1 protein-coding gene is annotated in these 250 nt (G+C 41.2%); it reads left to right on the top strand.

Going from position 1 to position 250, the window contains the following annotated elements; genetic code table 11:
- Nucleotides 1-250: EAL domain-containing protein (locus GJQ66_RS13430; RefSeq protein ID WP_155049692.1), on the top strand; the 250-nt coding region annotated here is incomplete at both ends.

Raw genomic sequence — 250 nt, 5'->3', positions numbered from 1 at the left:
AATGAGTTGGTGGTTTACTACCAACCCAAAATCAACTTTCACGATCAGAAAATTTATGGTTTTGAGGCGTTGGTACGTTGGAACCACCCAAGCAAAGGCATTGTGCCGCCAGGTCTCTTCATTCCGATGGCAGAAAAAACCAGCTTAATTTCAGACATTGGCCGCATTGTAATTTTACAAACCGCAAAGCAAATCAAAGAATGGAATAAATTGGGTTTTGATAATATCTGCGTCTCGGTCAATGTGGTTG

The sequence above is a fragment of the Microbacterium sp. ZXX196 genome (assembly GCF_009709595.1).
GTDB lineage: Bacteria > Actinomycetota > Actinomycetes > Actinomycetales > Microbacteriaceae > Microbacterium > Microbacterium excoecariae.
The sequence above is the reverse complement of the archived record's forward strand: the minus strand, read 5'-3'. Positions and strand labels throughout refer to the sequence as shown.